The organism is Acidovorax sp. CF316, assembly GCF_000276605.1.
GTDB lineage: Bacteria > Pseudomonadota > Gammaproteobacteria > Burkholderiales > Burkholderiaceae_C > Acidovorax.
Genome location: NZ_AKJX01000112.1, coordinates 1 through 16,185, shown reverse-complemented (window position 1 = coordinate 16,185; position 16,185 = coordinate 1). Strand labels below are relative to the sequence as shown.

The window sequence follows — 16,185 nt, the reverse complement described above, 5'->3', positions numbered from 1 at the left end:
TCATTCGTCAATCGGTAGGCCCTCGGCCGGAGCGCGGGCTGGACTGTAAGGGGGGACGGCGGGTTCGGCGGTAACAGGCGGTGTCCAACGTAAGCTGGTGAGATTCCACAGCGCGTCCTCGCTGCGCCGCGGGCGGTCGGAGAGCATGTCCCGGCCCTCCTTGCCGGCATCGGTGCGGGCATTGATGCGCGTGGCCAGTTCCTCCATCCAGGCGGCATCCACGCCGCGCGCCGGGTTGTCGCGCGCGGAGCGGCTGAAGACCAGCGCCAGGAATTCGCGCGCGCTGCGCGAGCCGCTGTCGGCCGCGCGCCGGTAGAGTTGGATGGCCTGGGCGAAGTCGCGCTGCACGCCGCCCCGGCCCTGGTGGTACAGCTGGGCCAGCTGCAAGGTGGCATCGGCGTTGCCGTCGTCCGACAGGGTGCGCAGGCGTGCCAGCGTGGCCGATTCGCTGGAACGGTTCTGGCGCTCCAGGCGCAGGTAGTTGGCGCGCGCCGCGCCATAGCCCTGGGCCGCGGCGAGTACGTACATCTCGCGCGCCCGCTCCAGACTGCCGTCGAGCTCCCAGGCCACGGCCAGGTCGTTCAGGGCCAGGGGGTCGCCGTCCTGGGCGGCCTGCTCCAGCAGGCGCCGCGCATCGCGCAGCTTGCGCGGGCCGGTGATCTGGCCTTCGAGCAGCGACTCGAGGTAGGTGGCGCGCACCAGGCCGGCCGCGCGCGCCTTGTGCAGCCATTCGCGCGCGGCCGATAGGTCGCGCTGGCCGCCGGCGTTGTCCACGCCCAGCAGGTAGCCGTAGCCGGCCATGCCGCGCACGTCGCCGGCTTCGGCGGCGCGGCCCCACCAGCGCCGTGCCGTGGCCGCGGCCTGGGGTAGGCCCGGGTTGGCGTGGTAGTACATGCCCACCTGCACCATGGCATCGGCATCGCCGGCGTTGGCCGCCTCGATCAGGCCGTCGAGCACCTGCCCGGTATTGGCCGAGGGCAGGCGCAGCGAACTGCCCGGTGCCTGGGGGGCGCGGGCCGCACCGCCTTGCGGGGCCGACGCCGGTTGCGCCGAGGGCAGCTGGATCACCGCCTGGGCGGCGCCCGCGGCGGCCACGCAGCAGGCGGCCAGGGACCAGCGCAGGGCCGCCCTGCGTGCCCGGTCGGCGGGGGCGCCCGGGGGGGACAGGCTGGCCATGCTCATTTGGCAGGCCGGTTGGGGTTGCTGCGGACGCGGCCGGCGGCCGGTGCGGGCTCGGGGGCCTGCACGTTCCAGTCAAGCGAGGTGCTCATCACGCCGACGCCGGCCTGCTCGAAGGCGCCCTGCACCTGGGCCAGGCTGGAGTAGCTCTTGATCGGCTCCAGGTTGGCACGGGTCAGGGCCACCGGCACCTGGCCCTTGAGCGGCTGGGCCGTCATCGCGCAGAACATGTTCTCGGTGCCGCCGCGCGCCGTCTCGATCAGGAAGGAGTTGGGCTTGCTGATGTCGGGGATCAGCACGCTGGTGCGGCCCTGCACCGTGGCCGAGGGCTGCATCGGGTTGGGGTAGACCTGGCTGATGGAGCCGCCCGCGTCCTGGTAGTAGCAGTACAGGTAGCCCGTGCGCGGCGGCACCACGCGCACCACGATGGATTCGCCCACCTTGAGGTCGCGGTCCTTGCGGCCGACCATGCTCAGCGCGATGCTGCGCGGGTCGGGCTCGTTGGCCGGCAGGCCGCTGGGGCGCGCCACCAGCTGGTCGCCGGCGTATTCGGGCTTGCGCAGCTTGCCTTCGGCTGACATGCCCACGAAGCTGCGCATCAGCCGGGTGTAGGTCTCGAAGTTGACCACGCCCACGGGGGTCAGGTCCTGCGAGGCCTGGTACAGGGCCACGGCCTTGCGGAAGGCGGGCGAATCCGTGCCGTCCGTCGCACCATTCCACATGCCATGCGTCTGCAGCACCCGCTGCGCCAGGGTCCAGCGCTCGGCCACGCTGGCCTCGTCGAACCAGGCACGCATCTGGCGCAGGAACTCGGGGTGGTTCTGCTCGTAGTCGATGCAGTCCCAGTACGGCACCTTGGCCCACTTGCCCACCAGTTCGATGGCCGCCAGGTCCACCAGCAGGCGGATGGCGGCACCGGCGCCCTGGTTGTTGTCGGCCGCCACCTCGTACTGCACGCCCACGCGGTAGATGTGCCGGGGCAGGCCGGTGGCCTTGGCGCCGATCTCCACGGCCTTGCCGCCGGTGGCCACAATGAGCTCGTTGGCCGATTCGATGCCCGAGTACAGCGTGCGCGTGTTCATGTCCCCCAGGTGCAGGTCCAGGCCCACGGCGCTGCCCAGCACGTCCCAGCTGTAGCCGGTGTCGGTGGCGGCGGTGGAGACGCCCAGGCTCTGGCGCTTGGAGACCACCGTCTTGTCGCCGAAGCTGATGGCGCCCGAGATGTAGATCTGCGGCTTGCGCAGTTCCATCTGGTTGTTGTTGAGCAGCAGGCTGGTGAGGGTCTGCACCGTGTCCTGGCGCAGCGCGTCGACCTCGTAGTCCACCACGCGGAAGGCCTGGCTGGTGCGCGACATGCGCGACAGGGCGGTGATCAGCATCTCCTTGGTGCCGGTGCTGAACAGGCCCGAGGGGTCGGGGATGGACTTCACGGCGATCAGCGTGGTGGGCGTGTTCTCGGCGGCCAGCATGCGGTCCATGCAGGCCAGGCCCTCGCGCAGCACGGAGCCGGACTTGCTCGGCGTGACCAGGGGGGCCTGCTCCACGGTGCCCTGCTCGATGATGTTCACGCGGTCGCTCACGTTGGGCTGGATGGCGCACCCGGACACCAGAAGCGCCAGGGCCGAGAGGGCCAGCAAGCTGCGTGCAGGGAGGCTGTTCTTGTTCTTCATGCGGGAAACCGTTGGGTGGGAATGGGGGGTGGCGGGAGGCTTACTTGCAGAGGTTGATCACCGGGCCTTGCACCACGATGACCTGGTCGTTGTTGGCGGTGCCGAAGCGGTTGCCGATGCCGCTGTCGCCCTCGGGCACTTTGGGCGCGCCGATGTTGGTGGCGCAGCTGCTGCCGCTGGGACCGGTGACGAGCTTGCGGTCCACCGTGGCCAGCGTGTCCTCGGCATCGATGCGCGTGCGCGAGAGCACATTGGTGACCTTGGTGCGCGAGGCGGGGTCCAGGCCGCTGCGCCCGGCCGGGGGCTTCTGGACGGGCGTCTGTGCAAAGGCGGCCGAAGACGATGCGGCGGCGCATGCGCCGACCAGGTACAGCGCGGCGAGGCGATGGGGTTTCATGGGTGCTTCTCCTCTTCTCTTTGGAACCTGTACAAAATCCTCTGTGCCTGCGGCAGTGTTGTTGCCAGAGGGTTTTGGACAGGTAATTCAGGGCGGGCAGCAGCGCTACTGCACGCCTTGTTCTTCTGTCGTGAAGGGTCAGGGCGCAGGGCGCGCCCCTGAATTACTTGCCGTCGTTGGAGGCCAGGTTCTGCTCGGCCTTGGAAGCACCGAAGGCCATGTTGGCGACGGCACCGTTCTTCACGGAGACTTCCTGGGTGTTGTTGCCACCGATCTTGACGTTGCCCTTGTTGGAAGCCAGGTTCTGCTTGGCGGTGGAAGCACCGAAGGCCATGTTGGCCACGGCGCCGTTCTGCACGGTCACCTTCTGGCTGTTATTGCCGCCGATCTTCACTTCTGCATGCGCAGCGCCAGCAACGAACACGAGTGCAGAGATAGCCAGTGCGAAAGTCTTTTGCATAATGAACTCCATTGATAAATATAAAAAGGAAAGGCGCCAGATAGATAATGGCTGCCATAGGGAAATCCGGTGGATTTGAAATAATCCATCGGAGGTTTTGGCGGAAATTACCTCCCGCCAATATTCACGACACTTCTCACGCCCTTGCCGGCGGCCTGGTTGACGACGGGGCCCTGGACCGAAATCACCTGGCTGCCGGAGCCTGAGCCGGGCCCCGTGCGGGAAGCAATATTCAATTCACTATGGGCACCAAAGGTCGCCGCATTGAGCACGGCGCCGCGCACCACCACCTGCTGTGAATTGCCGCTGATGACCTGCGCACCCTGGGTCGACGAGATATTCATCACTGCAGTGCCGCCCGTGGCGGCCAGGTTTGCAGCACCGCCCGACAGCTCGACCGTCTGCTGATTGCCTGCGCCGTGGGCCCATGCGGGCGCCAACGCCACCAGGGCCACCCAGGGAAATGGGGATTTCTTCATTTCAAATTCCAGTCCATGTTCGTCGTGCCCAATGCGTGGCTTGTCCTGCTGCATCCATGCAATGGATATTCATGACCCATTACTGCCGTGTCTTTGAACCCCTTGAACCAATTCTGCCAAGGATCCTTCGAAATCTTTTGGACCCAACGGCAGTTTCAATCCGCTTCATGACAAATTCATTAAATTGAAGCGGCTGGAACGTAAGTCGCCCCAATTGCGTAAAACTTCTCAAAATGCAGAATTCCGGACATTCAATTTGAAATAAGCGCAACCGGAAGCAACAAACCAGCGGAGAAGTTAATAGCCCATGTACTTATGGAAACACGGATGCCAAATGAATACACATGTGACAGCGGCGCTGACGACCCGCGGTAGCGCGTTGTGCTTGGATGTTGTATGCAGATGCGGGAGCTGGGCCGGGGTGGCGTCGGTGCTGGCGGTGGCCCTGCTGCCCCTCGCAAGGGCCCGAGGGCCTTCGTCGCCTGCCTGCCGCAGTCCACCGGCGCAAGGGGTTGCCGGACCGGGCCGGCATGGGTTCAGTCGGGGCTTCGCGCGCGCCGCAACTGCTCCAGCCGCTGGTAGAGCCGATGGGTCTCGCCCAGGTGTTCGGGCGTGGGGGGCAGGGGTTGGGCGTGCGTTGGCAACGGATCGCCTTCGAATCGGTCGTGCGAGTGCTTGGAGTGGAAACCCGAGCGTGCCTGCAGCGCGGCCAGTTCGGTGGGGCTGCACTCCATGCCCAGGGTGTCCAGCAGCCCGTGCCAGATCACCGCGGGAAGCTGCCCATAGTCCATCAGCACCAGGTCCGATGTGGTCGCCGCCTCGAGTCCGCAGCGGTACAGGCTTTCAAGCACCCGGATGGCATGGCCGTCCAGGTCTCCGGGGGCCAGTTCCGGGGCCCCGGGGCGGTGCAGCATGTCCGCCAGCCGCGACAGGTCGATCAAGCCTGGCACCATCTGCCGGCCGCGCTGGCGGCGGTGGGAGGCCAGCACTTCGCTGGGCTCGCGGTACAGGAACACGACGGGGGTGCCCGGAAACGCGGCCTGCACGAACGGAATCCAGGGCAGGTGCCAGCAGTCGAACTTGATCACCAGGTGCCGCTCCGCAGGGCTGCGCCGCTGCCCCAGGGCGGCCACCAGCCGCTGCAAGGTCCGGGCGCCGCCGCTGTGCTCCGGGTGCCGATGGTGCAGCCGGAAGAAGGCGTTGAGGGCCGGGGGCTCCGACATCACGATGCACTGCGGCGAGGTGGCCAGCGCCTGCGTGAGCAGCGTGGAGCCGCAGCGCGAGACGTGGAAGATGAAGGCCGCGGGGGGCACGCTGTCGGGCAGATCCTCCAGTGCGGACAGGGGCGTGCTGCAGACCCGGCGGTCCGGCGCTGCCTGCCAGGCCAGGGTGTCATCGAAGAAGGGGGCGGTGAAGCGCTGCTCGCCCATGAAGCGCCACCAGACCGTGGCCGGGTCGTGCTGCAGGCTCACCGGGAACCAGCCGTGCAGCGATTGCCGCTCGGCCGGGCCCACCTCACGGCCGCGCAGCAGTGCCTGTTCTTCGAGCATGGGTTTCCTCCAATTGGGTGGCCAGCTGCGCTGCGCTGGCATGGCCGCCGGCGCGCAGCGCGGCAATGACCTGCAGCACGTTGCCGTCGTGGATGGAGGCATCGCCATAGGGCGGGCTTTCGCGCAGCACCCCGCCGGCGGACAGGAACAGCTGTTCCAGCCACGGGTTGGTGATGCAGTCGATCATCAGGTGGATGCGGGCCTGCGGGCTGCGGTTGTGGGCGCCGTGCAGGCAGCTGGCATTGAGGTACCAGGCATCGCCGGCCGAGAAATGGACCTCTTCGCCTTCGATGCGGTAGGTGGCCAGCGGCGAGGTCTGCACGGGAATGTGCAGGCGGGTCAGGCCGTCTTCCAGTGCGCTGCCCTGGTCCCGATGCTCGTGGATCACCCCTGCGGCTTCCAGCCCCATCAGGCGGATGGAGGTCTTCTCGCATTGGAACTGGTCGATGGCATGCCGGAAGTAGGGGCAGCGCGCGAGGATGGGGGTGTCCTCGAAGCGGCCGCCATTCACCGGCACGATGTGGTCCGCACGGCCATCGACCGAGCGCAAGGGCACGCATCCCCAGCCTTTTTCGTAGGCGGCGGTGTTGAAGTGGCCGATCCATTCCGAAGGGGCCACGCGCTGCAGGTCTTCCTGCAGGCGGGCCAGGTCGAAGGCCATGGGCAGCTTCAGGTAAGGGGTGGGTGCGATGGTGCGGTTCATGCGTGCTCCCCCCGCCAGACCATCTGCGCGTGGGTACCGTCTTCGGACGTGGTGGCGAATCCCAGCCTGCGGTACAGGCTCTGCGCTGCGTGGTTGCCATGGGCCACGGCCAGGCACAGCGGCAGCCCTTGCGCCAGGGCATGGGCCTGCAGCGCCTGCAGCACGGCGGTGGCGGCGCCGCTGCGGCGGGCCTCGGGGACGATGGCGATGTCCACCACGCGCAGGTCTTGCGCTGCGGCGTCCACCACCACACGGCCAATGGGCAGGCCTGAGCGCAGCAGGAGCCACTGGCGGGCTTCGGGGAACTGGCGGCGGAACCCGGCTTCCTGCGCGTTCTGCTGCATGGCCAGCAGGGGCAGCAACTGCGCGGGATCCGGCAGGGCCTGCCGCAGGTCCTCACGGGTGGAGGCATACAGCGCCTGCACAAAGGCCTGGTCGGTATCGGTCCTGTCCCGCAGGGCAAAGGGTTCTGGCAATGGGTACACAGTGGATAACCGGCGGTACGGTGTGTGGTCGGGTCGTGGAAACCTGCCTATTCTGGCAAAGGGAACGGCCATCCTCCAACGATTGGATCACTCTTCAGCGCATGCAACCGGTGGTATCCGGTTCGAAACGCTCAAGGCCGTACTCGGCAGTCGCTCCGCCGCGTGCTCCCGGCATGGCCCGGTTCCGCGCCATGGGGCGCTGTTTGGCAAGGCAATGCCGCCCTCCGGGCGAGGGGCGTCCTGCCTTGTCCCAACGGTGCGCAGGGATTTGGCGCCGCCGGTAGCCTGCTGCTTTCCAACCCGGACAGCAAAACTGTCCCACCCATATAAGCAGATTCGCTTACTAGGGTTTTTACCGAACGCGGCCTACAATCCCTTCCCCCGGAACGTGTAAGCATGTTCCTACAAGAGCTGACCGACGCCTTGCGCACCCCCCAAGCTGGAGACAATTGAATGCCCGAGAACACCACGGCCGAGAACAACAACAACCATCCCGACAAGCGCGCCCAGCTGCGCCGCGCGGCTCTCGAGTACCACGAGTTTCCCAAGCCCGGCAAGATCGCCATCGCGGCGACCAAGCAGATGATCAACCAGCACGACCTCGCGCTGGCCTACTCGCCCGGCGTGGCCGCGCCCTGCGAGGAGATCGTCAAGGACCCCAATGCCGCCTTCAAGTACACCGCGCGCGGCAACCTGGTCGGTGTGGTGACCAACGGCACGGCCGTGCTCGGCCTGGGTGACATCGGCCCGCTGGCGGGCAAGCCGGTCATGGAGGGCAAGGGCGTGTTGTTCAAGAAGTTCTCGGGCATCGACGTGTTCGACATCGAGATCAACGAGAAGGACCCCGAGAAGCTGGTCGAGATCATCGCCAGCCTGGAGCCGACCTTCGGCGGCATCAACCTCGAGGACATCAAGGCGCCCGACTGCTTCTACATCGAGCGCAAGCTGCGCGAGCGCATGAAGATCCCGGTCTTCCACGACGACCAGCATGGCACGGCGATCGTGGTTGGCGCCGCCATCCTCAACGGCCTGAAGGTGGCGGGCAAGAATCCAGAGGACGTCAAGCTCGTGACCTCGGGCGCCGGCGCGGCCGCCCTGGCCTGCCTGGGCCTGCTGGTCAAGCTGGGCATCCGGCGCGAGAACATCTGGGTGACCGACCTGGCCGGCGTGGTCTACGAAGGCCGCACCGAACTCATGGACGAGGACAAGATCCAGTTCGTGCAGAAGACCTCGGCGCGCACGCTCAGCGAAGTGATCGAAGGTGCCGACGTGTTCCTGGGCCTGTCCGCCGGTGGCGTGCTCAAGCAGGACATGGTGCGCAAGATGGCGCCACGTCCGCTGATCTTCGCGCTGGCCAACCCCAACCCCGAGATCCAGCCCGAAGACGTGAAGGCCGTGCGCGACGACGCCATCATGGCCACCGGCCGCACGGACTACCCCAACCAGGTCAACAACGTCCTGTGCTTCCCCTACATCTTCCGCGGGGCGCTGGACAGCGGCGCGACCACCATCACGCTGGAGATGGAGATCGCCGCGGTGCACGCCATCGCCCAGCTGGCCCAGGCCGAGCAGAGCGAGGTGGTGGCCGCTGCCTACGTGGGTGAGCAACTGGCCTTCGGCCCCGAGTACCTGATCCCCAAGCCCTTCGATCCGCGGCTGATGATGATGATCGCCCCGGCCGTGGCCCAGGCCGCCGCCGACAGCGGCGTGGCCCTGCGCCCCATCACCGACATGGATGCCTACCGTGACCAGCTGCAAAGCTTCGTCTACGCCTCGGGCACCATGATGAAACCCATCTTCGCCGCCGCAAAGGCCGCCAGCAAGAAGCGCGTGGCCTATGCCGAAGGCGAGGAAGAGCGCGTGCTGCGCGCCGCCCAGATCGTGGTCGATGAGCGCATCGCGCGCCCCACGCTGATCGGCCGCCCCGCCGTGATCGCCGAGCGCATCCAGAAGTTCGGCCTGCGCCTGCGCGAGGGTGTGGACTACGACATCGTCAACGTCGAGCAGGACCACCGCTACCGCGACTTCTGGCAGACCTACCACCGCATGACCGAGCGCAAGGGCGTGACGGTGCAGATCGCCAAGATCGAGATGCGCCGCCGCCTGGCATTGATCGGCTCCATGCTGCTGCACAAGGGCGAGGTCGACGGTCTTATCGTGGGCACCTGGGGCCACACCGCCCTGCACCTGAACTACATCGACCAGGTGATTGGCAAGCGCGCGGGTGTGTGCACCTACGCCTGCATGAACGGCCTGCTGCTGCCCGACCGCCAGGTGTTCCTGGTCGATACGCACGTCAACTACGACCCCACGGCCGAGCAGCTGGCCGAGATCACCGTGATGGCGGCCGAGGAGATGATGCGTTTTGGCATCAAGCCGCGCGCCGCCCTGCTCTCGCACTCCAACTTCGGCAGCAGCAACCAGCCCAGCGCGGTGAAGATGCGCCAGACCCTGGAACTGCTGCGCGTGCAGGCCCCCTGGCTGGAAGTGGACGGCGAGATGCACGGCGACGTGGCGCTGGACGGCAAGGCCCGTGCGGCCATCATGCCGCACAGCGATCTCATCGGCGATGCCAATCTGCTGGTGCTGCCCAATATCGACGCCGCCAATATCTCCTACAACCTGCTCAAGACGGCGGCCGGCGGAAACATCGCGATCGGCCCCGTGCTGCTGGGTGCTGCGCAGCCGGTGCACATCCTGACGGCGAGCGCCACGGTGCGCCGCATCGTCAACATGACCGCTCTCACCGTGGCCGATGCCAACGCTTCTCGATAAGTGATTTATTGATAGCGAGCACTAACTTATATTGCTTGCAACTCCCTTGAGCGCCTGCCCAATCTTTGTGCAGGCGCTTGCTTTTTGGGGACCGTTGAGTCACACTACGGGCTCGAAATTTCGGGTTAACCCGTAGTTTCTGAAAGGTGTTGTTGATGCTGAAGGCTGTAGCCACCCGGGCGCGCAAAGCAGGGTTTTTGTGTGTGGTGGGTGTTGCGTTTGCTCTTTCCCCGATGGTGGGGCAGGCCCGCCAATCCCCCTCCACCCACGGTTCCACCACCCCTATCGCACTGGCCGAGTTGCCGCCCCAGGGACGTGCGACGTATGCGCTGATCCGTGAAGGAGGCCCGTTTCCGTACGACAAGGACGGATCGGTTTTCGGCAATCGAGAGCGGCTGTTGCCCGCCTACAAGCGCGGCTACTACCGTGAATACACCGTCAGAACACCAGGTTCGCGCGACCGGGGAGCCCGGCGTATCGTGTGTGGCGGCAAGCCCCGGGTACCGGACGCCTGCTACTACACCAGCGACCACTACGCCAGTTTTCGCGAAATCATCGAAAAATGACGCCCGATGCACCAAGCACCGCCCGGTTTGTCCGGCGGTGGGCGGTGCGCGCTCTTGAATCCCCCAACCGGCAGTCGGCCCCCGTGGACTGGCGGATACCCGAAGTTTTTGGACTTTATAAAGAAAGAGTAGCGGAGATGCAGACGCCACTTCGTAAAGACCTGGAAACGCCACTGCGTGGCGTGCGCACCAACATCGTGCAGTCCATCCGCGCGTTTCGCGTGCAGGACCTGCAGGATGCAGCCACTTCCCTGGGCCAACATTTCCTGTACGCCAATCTGGCCCACGCCCAGTCCAAGCAGGACGTGCTGGACCTGATCGCCGGGCAGTTCACCTTCCCGTCGCACTTCGGCAAGAACTTCGATGCGCTGTACGACTGCATGACGGATCCCTTGCACAAATCGGGCCCGCAGCCCGGCTTCATCGTGGTGCTGGAACAGATCCCGGCCACGGGCAAGTTCGACAAGGAAGCGCGTGAGCAGCTGCTCGACATCTTCCGCGACGCGGCCGACTACTGGAGCGACCGCAAGATCCCGTTCCGCTGTTTCTATTCTTTTCTGTAGCCCGTTCTGCATCCACCAGCCAAGCAGAACGGGCGAACGAGGCTACCGGAGCACAGACCAAGGTCCAAGGCATCGAGATCCCCGCCGACCCTGCCGAGAAGATGCCCACTGACAAGTTGGTGGACGTGTCCCCCCTGGCGCTGCGCATGAGCAGCCCTTTCAACGCGGGCTACTGGCTCAGCGCTGCATGACCCCCTGCCGCCCGGGGCGGCAGCATTGAACCCTGCCGCCTTGCGCGGCAGCCTTCCAAGCCCACCACGGCACGCCTGCATGCGCCAGCGCGCAGCTGCGGGCGCGGCATCGCCGTCCGTCAGGCGCCCTGGCCCATCGCCGCAGCCAGGGCCACGTATTCGTCCACGGGCACTTCCTCGGCGCGGCGCTGGGTGTCGAAAGTGCCGGGGTAGGCCTTGGCTTCGAGCCAGCGGCCCAGGGTGTGGCGCAGCAGCTTGCGGCGCTGGCTGAAGGCGACCTGCACCAGCTCTTCGAGCAGGCGTTCGTTCAGGGCGACCGGTGCCTCGCGGGGCACCATGCGCACCACGGCGCTGTCCACGCGCGGGGGCGGGTCGAAGCTCTCGGGCGGCACGAAGAGCACGTTCTCCATCGCGTAGCGCCACTGCAGCATCACCGACAGGCGGCCATAGTCCGAGGTGGACGGGCTGGCCACCATGCGGTCGATCACTTCCTTTTGCAGCATGAAATGCTGGTCCTCGATCACCGCCACGTGTGCCAGCAGGTGGAACAGGATGGGCGTGGAGATGTTGTAGGGCAGGTTGCCCACCACCCGCAGCTTCAATGCCGGCTGCTCCACGCGCGTGCGCCAGTCCTGCGCCAGCTGCGTGAAATCGACCTTGAGCACATCCGACTCAATCACCTCGAGCTGCCCATGCAGGCGCAGCCGCAGCGCCAGGTCGCGGTCCAGCTCGATCACCGTGAGGCGCCCCAGCCGCTCCACCAGCGGCTGCGTCAGCGCCGCCAGCCCCGGCCCGATCTCCACCATGGGCTGGCCCGCCTGCGGCGCAATGGCGTCCACGATGCCATCGATGATGCCCTTGTCGGACAGGAAATGCTGGCCGAAGCGCTTGCGGGGAATGTGTTTCATGTCAATTGCATGTGCGCGTGGCCTATCGGCCCGCGTGGGGAAAGAAGCAAGAGCGCCCGAGGTCGAGCGCGCTTTCAGCGAATGATGCCCCATCGGCAGACACGAGGCTACCGGGCTGGTGGCCCCAACCCCCGCACCTCGCGGAGTTCGCCTGATTGATCATCCACGGCACGAGACCTGGGGGCGGACCGGCCGCAGCGCCGGGCCGCCCCAAGCAAGGCCAGCCCCCTCGGGGGGCAGGGAGCGACACGCAGTGCGCGACCGTGGGGGCTCTATTTACTGCGGTGGTTCCCGGTACTCGACATAGGCGCGGCCGCGCAGTTCCTGTGCCCAGGTGGCGTAGGCGTCCTCGATCTTCTTCTCGCGCACGGCGTCGCGCACCATGTCGCGCTGCTCGCGCTGCGTGAGCTTGGCCTCGCGGCGTTCCATGAGCTGGATCAGGTGCACGCCAAAGCGCGAAACCAGGGGCTCGCTGATGTCGCCGGGCTTGAGCGTGCTGAGCGCCTGCTCGAATTCGGGCACATAGCGGCCGGGGCTGGCCCAACCCAGGTCGCCGCCCTGCTTGGCGCTGCCATCCACCGAGTTCTCGCGCGCCAGGGTGGCAAAGTCGGCCTGTCCGGCCAGGATGCGGCGCCGGTAGTCGGCCAGCCGTGCCGCGGCCGCGGCCTCGGTCAGCTGCGCGCTGGGGCGCAGCAGGATGTGCCGCGCGTGGTTCTGCACCACGGTCGACGGCAGGCCGGCCACATTGCGCTCCACCACCTTCAGGATGTGAAAGCCTGCGGGCGAGCGCACGGGGCCTACGATGCCGCCCACGGGTTGGCCCTGCACGGAGTTGACGAACAGGTCGGGGTAGCGGTCGGCCGGGCGCAGGCCCAGCAGGCCGCCGGCGCGCTTGCCTTCGGGCGCATCCGAGAACTCGGCCGCCACGGCGGCAAAGTCGCTGCCGGCGGCGCGTGCCTTGTCGGCGGCGCTCTGCGCGCGGGCCTGCAGCTGCGCCACCTGGGTGGGCGTGGCGTTCTCGGGCACCAGCACCAGCACGTGGCCGAGGTTGATCTCCATGGCCGAGGCATCGGCGCCCGACTGCTGCTCGCGCAGGAACTGGTCGATGTCCTGGTCGTTGACCCGGACCTTGGCGTCCACATCGCGCTCGCGCAAACGCTGCAGCAGCAACTGGCTGCGCAGTTCCTCGCGAAAGCGCTCCTTACTCGTGCCGTCGCGGGCCAGGCGCCGGTGCATGTCCTCGAGCGTCATGCCGTTCTGCTGGGCAATGCCCTGCTCGGCCTGGTTGAGGGCGAATTCCTCGACCTTGACGCCGCTTTCCTTGGCCAGCTGCATCTGGGCCTTCTCCAGGATCAAGCGTTCGAGCACCTCGCGCGCCAGCAGGTCGCGCGGGGGCCGGTTGCCACCCTGCTGCTGTGCCAGCTGCTGTTCGGCCCGGGCCAGGCGGGCACGCACCTCGTTGTTGGTGACGGGCTCGGAGTTGACCACCGCCACGATGAAGTCGGCCGATTGCGGGCCCTGGCTCGCAGCGGGCACGGGCAGGCCCAGGGCCGGGGCGGCAGCGGCGGCCGGCCGGCCGGTGTTGCCCTGGATGCGCAGGCCCTGCGCGAATGCGCCCCCGGAGGCGAGGGCGGCCAGGCAGGCAAGTGCCAGTGCGGAAACACGGTGGTTCATGGCGGTGTCAGTCAGTCGTAGTTGCTGAAGCGGCTGGGCGAGCCAACCTGGTCGCGCAGGTTCTGGTAGCGCGGCACATTCTGCTTGAAGGTGTCGAGGGGGCTGGAGCCCAGGCTGAGGCGGGAGAACCCGACGAACTCGATCTGGAACAACAGGCGGGTGTTGGAGGTGGAGACGCTGTTCTGCAGGCGCTCCAGCACCACGCGGCCGATCCAGCAGCAGCCGTCGTATTCGAGGCCGACCACGCTGTCCACCAGCTTGCGGTCCTGCATGCTGAAGTTCAGGCGACCGATGGTGTACCAGCGGCCGGGGCCCTGGCCGCGGCCCGGGCCCAGGTCCTGGCCCTTGTCGCCCCACAGGTCGTTGAGCGGCCACTGCCAGCCGATGTCGATCTGCTCGCTGGTGCCGCGCTGGAAGCGGTAGGCGGCGCTCACGGTGCGGTAGTTGCCCGGGCTGTAGCGCGCGCCGATGGTCGAGCGGATGGAGCGCCGGGTCTTGGGGTTGTACTGCACCGTGGAGTCGTAGGCCCAGTTCTTCGTCCAGTTGATGCCCGCGCCCAGCAGGATGTCCGACAGGCGCTCGCTCACCGGGGCGGCACCCGGCAGGGTCACCTGCTGGTCCGAGAAGCGCACGCGCTGCGCCACGCCGAAGCGCGCCGCCTCGGCGCCCGAGTCGGGGTCGATCAGGCGCGTGGTCACGCCCATGGTAAGCAGGTTGTTGTCCGCCAGCCGGTCGTTGCCGCCGAACGAGTTCTCGGTGTAGATCGTGGCGAAGTTGAAGTCGTTGAGTGCCGTGTCGTACAGCGGCAGCTTGCTCTGGTCGCGGTAGGGCGTGTAGGTGTAGAACGCCCGGGGCTCCAGGGTCTGCAGGAAGGAGCGGCCGAAGAAGCTGGCATCGCGCTCGAACACCAGGCCGCTGTCCAGGCTGAAGGTCGGCAGCGTGCGGCTGGCCGAGCGCGAGCCGTCGCTGAGCGGGCCATCGAACTGGTACTGCGTGGTGTGCAGCTGCAGGCGTGGCGTGATGAAGCCGGCCGGCGCAAGGAACGGTCGGCTGATCTGCGCCACAGCGAAGGAGCGGTTGGCGTCGGGCTGCTTGGTCAGGAAGCGGTCGGCCTGGAAGCGCGTGGTGTCCAGCTCGACGCTGGCGTCGAAGCCGCCAGGCAGCATCGTCGGCTCATAGCGCCAGACCAGTTGCGGCATGCGGTCGTAGGGCGGCACGATGGGCGCCGACACGTCCTGCAGCGTCTGCCACTTGAGGGCCCGCGCGCGCACCGACATGTCGCCGCTGCCCCAGGTCAGCGTGGCATCGCCGGGCAGGAGGCGCTGGCGCAGCGGTTCGGAGACGCGGCCGAAGTCGCGCCAGTAGTTGTCGTCGCTCACCCGGTTGAGGTTCAGGCTCAGGTTCAGGCCGCCCACGGGCGAGGCGATCAGGGCGTCGTGCTTGCCCGTGAAGCCCCAGCGGTCGCGGTCGCGCAGGCGGTCCGAAGGCATGTAGTCGCCGCTGATCTCGCCCTTGTAGGTGGGCTCCAGGTAGCGGAACTCGCCACCCAGGTTGGTGCCGCGCTTGGAGAGCAGCGCCGCGCGCAGCGTGGCATCGCGGTTGGGCGCGATGTTCCAGTAATAGGGCTGCGAATAGGCCACGCCATCGCGGCTGTCCAGCCCGAAGGACGGGGGCAGCAGGCCCGACTTGCGCTTGTCCGACAGCGGGAAGGTGATGCGCGGGATCGGCAGCAGCGGGATGCCCTTGAACTCCAGCACCGCGTCCTCGGCCGTGCCCACTTCCTCTTCGCGGTCGATGCGGATGGTCTTGGCGCGCAGCACCCAGTCGGGCTGCCAGGAGGCCTCGTCGTTCTTCTGGCAGGTGGTGTAGGTGGCGTCGTGGACGATGGAGCGCTGGCGGTCAATGAAATCCACGCGCGAGGCATCTCCGTGGGCCTGGGTGGCCAGGAAGCGGTAGCGCGCGTCGTTGAAGAAGCCCTCGAAGGCCTCCACCCGCAGGTCGAGCGCCGTGCCTTCATAGACATTGCCGGCGCGGTTGATGCGCACCGAGCCGCGTGCCTTGGCCAGGTCTTCGGGCACGTCGTAGTCCAGCCGGTCGGCGCGGATCACCGTGTCCCCCCGGCGCAGCTCGGCGTTGCCTTCGATGGTGGCGTTCAGGTCCGTCTGCCCGCTGATGTGGTCACCGGTGACGAAGATCGGCAGCTTGGGCCGCACCGCCTCGGGAATGTTCTCCTGCAGCTGGGGCGAGGTGCGCAGCGCGGGGGGGGCATCCCAGGCGCTGGGCGTGTTGCCGTCCTGCGCCAGGGCGGCCAACGGCAGGCCGCACCAGGCGAGGGCCACGCCATAGGCCAGTGCGCGCGGCACCGGCGGGCGCAGCCGCGCTCCGGGTGCCGTGGCGGGCCGGGTCCGGGAGGAAGGGGTCTGCACGGTGGGGGGCTTGCGGCGTGGCACGTGGGACGGTAGGGGCTGTATCAGAAGAAGGGAACCCGCTCCAGGGAACGGGTTTGTAAAATCGGATTATCCATGAGCCACCCTTTCCCCCCACCTTCCTCCCCCCCACCCGCCGGTGCGGCGGGGGGACACCCC

General features: G+C 67.2%; 14 protein-coding genes. 3 read left to right on the top strand and 11 right to left on the bottom strand.

What is annotated here, in order from left to right:
* From PMI14_RS12360 to PMI14_RS12325, 8 genes are all read right to left on the bottom strand, one after another.
* Positions 1-1,176: a tetratricopeptide repeat protein gene (locus PMI14_RS12360; protein WP_158279152.1), complete on the bottom strand. Its 1,176-nt coding sequence runs from the start codon at positions 1,174-1,176 to the stop codon at positions 1-3.
* 2 nt (positions 1,177-1,178) lie between these two features.
* Entirely contained in the window at positions 1,179-2,849 is a 1,671-nt protein-coding gene (locus tag PMI14_RS12355) for a DUF4384 domain-containing protein (RefSeq protein ID WP_007854761.1), read from the bottom strand.
* Between the two features lie 40 nt (positions 2,850-2,889).
* Entirely contained in the window at positions 2,890-3,246 is a 357-nt protein-coding gene (locus PMI14_RS12350; protein ID WP_007854760.1) for a hypothetical protein, read from the bottom strand.
* Positions 3,247-3,409: 163 nt separating this feature from the next.
* On the bottom strand, positions 3,410-3,706 hold the full coding sequence (locus tag PMI14_RS12345; protein ID WP_007854759.1) for a hypothetical protein: 297 nt from the start codon (positions 3,704-3,706) through the stop codon (positions 3,410-3,412).
* Positions 3,707-3,813: 107 nt separating this feature from the next.
* Entirely contained in the window at positions 3,814-4,239 is a 426-nt protein-coding gene (locus PMI14_RS12340) for a hypothetical protein (protein WP_007854758.1), read from the bottom strand.
* A 482-nt stretch (positions 4,240-4,721) separates the two neighbouring features.
* Entirely contained in the window at positions 4,722-5,735 is a 1,014-nt protein-coding gene (locus PMI14_RS33515; RefSeq protein WP_007854753.1) for a sulfotransferase family protein, read from the bottom strand.
* The gene (locus PMI14_RS12330) at positions 5,701-6,438 is read right to left on the bottom strand and encodes an aspartyl/asparaginyl beta-hydroxylase domain-containing protein (RefSeq protein WP_007854752.1); all 738 of its coding nucleotides are present in this window, start codon (positions 6,436-6,438) and stop codon (positions 5,701-5,703) included. Before PMI14_RS12330 ends, PMI14_RS33515 begins: the two co-directional genes overlap by 35 nt.
* Positions 6,435-6,923: a GNAT family N-acetyltransferase gene (locus tag PMI14_RS12325; RefSeq protein WP_162137120.1), complete on the bottom strand. Its 489-nt coding sequence runs from the start codon at positions 6,921-6,923 to the stop codon at positions 6,435-6,437. The genes PMI14_RS12330 and PMI14_RS12325 overlap by 4 nt, the downstream gene beginning before the upstream one ends.
* Positions 6,924-7,376: 453 nt before the next feature.
* On the opposite strand from PMI14_RS12325, the gene PMI14_RS12320 reads away from it, so the two are divergent.
* The 3 genes from PMI14_RS12320 to PMI14_RS12315 all read left to right on the top strand — a co-directional run bounded on the left by PMI14_RS12320 (position 7,377) and on the right by PMI14_RS12315 (position 10,827).
* Positions 7,377-9,698 carry an NADP-dependent malic enzyme gene (locus PMI14_RS12320; protein WP_007854748.1) on the top strand — a complete coding sequence of 774 codons (2,322 nt, stop codon included), beginning with the start codon at positions 7,377-7,379 and terminating at the stop codon, positions 9,696-9,698.
* A gap of 155 nt (positions 9,699-9,853) precedes the next feature.
* Entirely contained in the window at positions 9,854-10,264 is a 411-nt protein-coding gene (locus PMI14_RS34185) for a ribonuclease domain-containing protein (RefSeq protein ID WP_007854746.1), read from the top strand.
* Positions 10,265-10,401: 137 nt separating this feature from the next.
* Positions 10,402-10,827, top strand: coding sequence for a barstar family protein (locus tag PMI14_RS12315; RefSeq protein WP_007854744.1), 426 nt, complete (start codon positions 10,402-10,404; stop codon positions 10,825-10,827).
* 310 nt (positions 10,828-11,137) lie between these two features.
* Here PMI14_RS12315 and rsmA read toward each other — a convergent pair whose 3' ends face one another.
* From rsmA to PMI14_RS12300, 3 genes are all read right to left on the bottom strand, one after another.
* Positions 11,138-11,926, bottom strand: a complete 789-nt coding sequence (gene rsmA, locus PMI14_RS12310; protein ID WP_007854743.1) for a 16S rRNA (adenine(1518)-N(6)/adenine(1519)-N(6))-dimethyltransferase RsmA — start codon at positions 11,924-11,926, stop codon at positions 11,138-11,140.
* A gap of 276 nt (positions 11,927-12,202) precedes the next feature.
* Positions 12,203-13,600: a peptidylprolyl isomerase gene (locus PMI14_RS12305; RefSeq protein ID WP_007854742.1), complete on the bottom strand. Its 1,398-nt coding sequence runs from the start codon at positions 13,598-13,600 to the stop codon at positions 12,203-12,205.
* An 11-nt stretch (positions 13,601-13,611) separates the two neighbouring features.
* Positions 13,612-16,026, bottom strand: a complete 2,415-nt coding sequence (locus PMI14_RS12300) for an LPS-assembly protein LptD (protein ID WP_369751450.1) — start codon at positions 16,024-16,026, stop codon at positions 13,612-13,614.
* Positions 16,027-16,185 lie beyond the last annotated feature (159 nt).

Excerpts from the sequence above, each read along its gene's own strand:
- PMI14_RS12360 (WP_158279152.1), bottom strand. The coding sequence starts at position 1,176 with ATGGCCAGCCTGTCCCCCCCGGGCGCCCCCGCCGACCGGGCACGCAGG.
- PMI14_RS12355 (WP_007854761.1), bottom strand. The coding sequence starts at position 2,849 with ATGAAGAACAAGAACAGCCTCCCTGCACGCAGCTTGCTGGCCCTCTCG.
- PMI14_RS12350 (WP_007854760.1), bottom strand. The coding sequence starts at position 3,246 with ATGAAACCCCATCGCCTCGCCGCGCTGTACCTGGTCGGCGCATGCGCC.
- PMI14_RS12345 (WP_007854759.1), bottom strand. The coding sequence starts at position 3,706 with ATGCAAAAGACTTTCGCACTGGCTATCTCTGCACTCGTGTTCGTTGCT.
- PMI14_RS12340 (WP_007854758.1), bottom strand. The coding sequence starts at position 4,239 with ATGCAGCAGGACAAGCCACGCATTGGGCACGACGAACATGGACTGGAA.
- PMI14_RS33515 (WP_007854753.1), bottom strand. The coding sequence starts at position 5,735 with ATGCTCGAAGAACAGGCACTGCTGCGCGGCCGTGAGGTGGGCCCGGCC.
- PMI14_RS12330 (WP_007854752.1), bottom strand. The coding sequence starts at position 6,438 with ATGAACCGCACCATCGCACCCACCCCTTACCTGAAGCTGCCCATGGCC.
- PMI14_RS12320 (WP_007854748.1), top strand. The coding sequence starts at position 7,377 with ATGCCCGAGAACACCACGGCCGAGAACAACAACAACCATCCCGACAAG.
- PMI14_RS34185 (WP_007854746.1), top strand. The coding sequence starts at position 9,854 with ATGCTGAAGGCTGTAGCCACCCGGGCGCGCAAAGCAGGGTTTTTGTGT.
- PMI14_RS12315 (WP_007854744.1), top strand. The coding sequence starts at position 10,402 with ATGCAGACGCCACTTCGTAAAGACCTGGAAACGCCACTGCGTGGCGTG.
- rsmA (WP_007854743.1), bottom strand. The coding sequence starts at position 11,926 with ATGAAACACATTCCCCGCAAGCGCTTCGGCCAGCATTTCCTGTCCGAC.
- PMI14_RS12305 (WP_007854742.1), bottom strand. The coding sequence starts at position 13,600 with ATGAACCACCGTGTTTCCGCACTGGCACTTGCCTGCCTGGCCGCCCTC.